This is a genomic window from Streptomyces huiliensis, from assembly GCF_020037025.1.
GTDB classification, from domain to species: Bacteria; Actinomycetota; Actinomycetes; order Streptomycetales; family Streptomycetaceae; genus Streptomyces; species Streptomyces huiliensis.
The window spans coordinates 1-3,201 of record NZ_JAIQLH010000067.1 but is presented as its reverse complement, the minus strand read 5'-3'; the positions used below and the strand labels follow the sequence as shown (position 1 = coordinate 3,201).

Here is a 3,201-nt window from a genome sequence, read left to right as displayed (position 1 = left end):
GGGGGGGGCCTGCCCCCGCAAGAAACGGTGAGAGGGCGGGGCCGGGGTCTCCCTCCGTCCTCGCGGCTGCTTACGCGCCCGGTCCAGGGAGAGTGGCCCCAGTCCCGCCCCTTCCCGTTTCTTGCAGGGGCTCCGCCCCCGCACCCCCCGAAGCGCCCTGCGGGCGCTGTCCTCAAACGCCGGACGGGCTGACGCGCTGGTAGCGTTACGGAACCGCGGGGAGGGAGCGGTACAGACAACGGGGCGGGGGCCTGTGAGAACGGCGAACGTGGCGGTACGACGGTGGATCCGGCCGCCCCGCGGCCGACAAGCGTGGCGCGCGCACCTCGCCTACACCCTCTTCGCCGGCGCCACGGGCCTGCTCGCCCTGATCGGCTGCTTCCTGCTCCTCGCCGTCGGCGCCCTGAGCCTGGCCGGCCCGGGCCTGCTCGCCCTGCCCGCGGCCCTGCGGGCGACGCGCCGCTTCACCGATCTCCACCGCCGGCGGGCCGCGGCCTGGCTGGGCACCGACGTGCCGTCACCCAGTCGGCCCGCGGCCGGGGACGGCGGCGGCCCCGTCCGGCTCCGGACGACCCTGACCGACCCCGCGACCTGGTACGGACTCGGCTGGCTGGCGCTGCACGCGGTGGCCGGCACGGTCGTCGGCGCGCTGGCGCTGGGCCTGTGCGGCGGCGTGCTGAGCTGGCTGACGACGCCGCTGTGGTGGTGGGCCGTGCCCCACGCGGAGTTCGCGGGGTGGGAGATCACCACATGGCCGGCGGCACTGAGCGCGGTCGCCCTCGCCCCGGCCTACGCGGGCCTCGCCGCCCTCCTGCTGCCGGCACTGTCCCGGGGGCATGCCCTGGCGACGCGCGGGCTGCTCGCGCCGCGGCGGGGCCGGGCGTCGCTGGCCCGCCGCGTCGAGGAGCTGACCGTCTCGCGGGCCGACGCCCTGGACGCGCACGCCGCCGAACTCCGCCGCATCGAACACGACTTGCACGACGGAGCGCAGGCCGGCCTGGTGGCCGTCTCCCTGCGGCTGGGCCTGATCCGGCGCGCCCTGGAGCAGCGGCCCGAGGCCCTGTCCGGACTGCCCCAGCTCCCCGAACTGGTCGACTCCACGCAGCGGTTGGCGGAGCAGACGCTGTCCTCGCTGCGGGCGACCGTACGCGCCGTGCACCCGCCCGTCCTCGACGACCACGGGCTGGCCGAGGCGGCCCGCGGCCTGGCCGCGGCCTGCCCGGTGCCCACGGACCTCGACGTGGCGACCGAACCGCCGGGGGCCCGGGCGCCGGCGGCCCTCGAGGCCGCCGCCTACTTCGTCCTCGCCGAGGCCCTCACCAACGTCGCCCGGCACAGCGGGGCCGCCCGTGCGGAGGTCCGGCTGAGCGTGACGCCGCGCGCGATCCGGGTGAGCGTACGGGACGACGGCCGGGGCGGCGCGGCGGAGGGCCCGGGAACCGGGCTGCGCGGCATCAGGCGCCGCGTCGCCGCCCTCGACGGCGTCACCGACCTGTCCAGCCCGCCCGGCGGGCCGACCCTTCTCCACGTGGAGCTGCCGTGCGGATCCTGATCGCCGAGGACAACGTCCTGCTGCGGGAGGGGCTTTGCCTCCTGCTGACCGGCGCCGGCCACGAGGTGTGCGCCACCGTCGAGGACGGCGGGACGCTGCTGCCCGCGCTGCTGGAGCACCGCCCGGACGTGGCCGTGCTGGACGTCCGGCTGCCGCCCGGCTTCCGCGACGAGGGGCTGCGCGCCGCCGTCGCGGCCCGCGAGCGGATCCCCGGTCTGCCGGTGCTGGTCCTCTCGCAATACGTGGAGCAGGTCTACGCCTCCCGGCTGCTCGCCGCCGGCGCCGGAGGCGTCGGCTACCTGCTCAAGGACCGGATCGGCCGGGTGGACGAGTTCCTGGACGCCCTGGAGCGGGTCGCCGCCGGCCAGGCGGCGATGGACCCGGAGGTGATCTCCCAGCTGATGGTGCGCGGCACTCGGGAGGATCCGCTGGCGGCGCTGAGCCCGCGCGAGCGGGAGGTGCTGGCGCTGATGGCGGAGGGGCACGGCAACACGGCCATCGGCGAACGGCTGTTCATCGCGGAGACCTCGGTGAACAAGCACGTCGGCAACATCTTCGCCAAGCTCGGCCTCCCGGCGGCGGACGGCGGTCACCGCCGCGTCCGCGCGGTCCTGACCTGGCTCCAGGCGGACTCGCACCGGTGAGCGCCGACGGCCGCGCTTCACCATGGCGGCCCGCCACGGCCGCCCCACACACCCCGCCCGACCCACTCACCTGTCCAGCCCCTCCCGGAGGACCCGTGCTCCCCGCCGTCGCCCGCCTCGCCCGGCTCGTCCCGCCCCCGCCCCCGCCCCGCCCGAACGACTGGCCCGCGGTCCAGGCGCGGCTGGGCACGGAGCTCCCCGCCGACTACCGGCAGCTCGTCGACCTCTACGGAGGCGGCTTCTTCGAGTTCCCGGACGAGTCCGGCGACCAGGCGATCCGGTTCCTGGCGCCCGGTCAGGAGAAGTCGTACAACGACCTCGAAGCCCAGTTCCCGGAGCGCGCCGAGATCCACGCCGAGCTGTGGGCGCTCGGCGAGCCGCGGCCGGCCGAGCTGCGGGCGGCGGGAACGGCCGTCCTGCCCTTCGCCTACGTGGAGGGCGACGGGCACTTCCTCTACTGGCTCGCCCGGCCCGGCGCGGCGCCGGCGGACTGGACGGTGATCCTCAACGAGGGCCGCGGTCCGGAGTGGGAGCACTACGGCGTGCGGGCCGTCGACTTCCTCCTCGGCGTCCTCACCGGCACGGTCGAATCCTTCTACTTCGACCCTCCGGCACGGGCACCCCGCTTCCTGCCCGACGGCGCCCCTGACTGATGCCCCGTCACCGGCACCCGGCGTGGATGCTGCCCCGTTCGGCTCAGACGAACACCGGGGACTCACGGCCTGTCAGATGACGGCCCGACAGCTGATGTCCCGTCGCTTCTCACCTCGACGGAGCGTCAGCTGACGTGCCGTCTCCGTTTGCGGGCCGCCGGGACCGGCCGCAGGGTGGCGCCAGGATCCCCTCTCCGAAGGAGCACCCGATGGACGCCCTCCGCAGAACCGGTCTTCTCACGGCGACGGCCCTGTGCGCCGCCGGCGCCGCCCTCGCCACCGTCCCGGCCCTCGCCGACACCCCGCCGGCCGCCCCCGTACCCGCCCCGGCACCCGCTCCCGCACCGGCTCC

General features: G+C 76.3%; 3 protein-coding genes. All 3 read left to right on the top strand.

Annotation, left to right across the window (positions count from 1 at the left end; translation table 11 throughout):
* Positions 1-268: 268 nt before the first annotated feature.
* The 3 genes from JNW98_RS14235 (at position 269) to JNW98_RS14225 (ending at position 2,849) form a co-directional block, all read left to right on the top strand.
* Positions 269-1,552, top strand: a complete 1,284-nt coding sequence (locus JNW98_RS14235; RefSeq protein WP_223768565.1) for a sensor histidine kinase — start codon at positions 269-271, stop codon at positions 1,550-1,552.
* Positions 1,540-2,196, top strand: coding sequence for a LuxR C-terminal-related transcriptional regulator (locus JNW98_RS14230; protein WP_223768564.1), 657 nt, complete (start codon positions 1,540-1,542; stop codon positions 2,194-2,196). Before JNW98_RS14235 ends, JNW98_RS14230 begins: the two co-directional genes overlap by 13 nt.
* A gap of 95 nt (positions 2,197-2,291) precedes the next feature.
* Positions 2,292-2,849 carry an SMI1/KNR4 family protein gene (locus JNW98_RS14225; protein WP_223768563.1) on the top strand — a complete coding sequence of 186 codons (558 nt, stop codon included), beginning with the start codon at positions 2,292-2,294 and terminating at the stop codon, positions 2,847-2,849.
* Positions 2,850-3,201 lie beyond the last annotated feature (352 nt).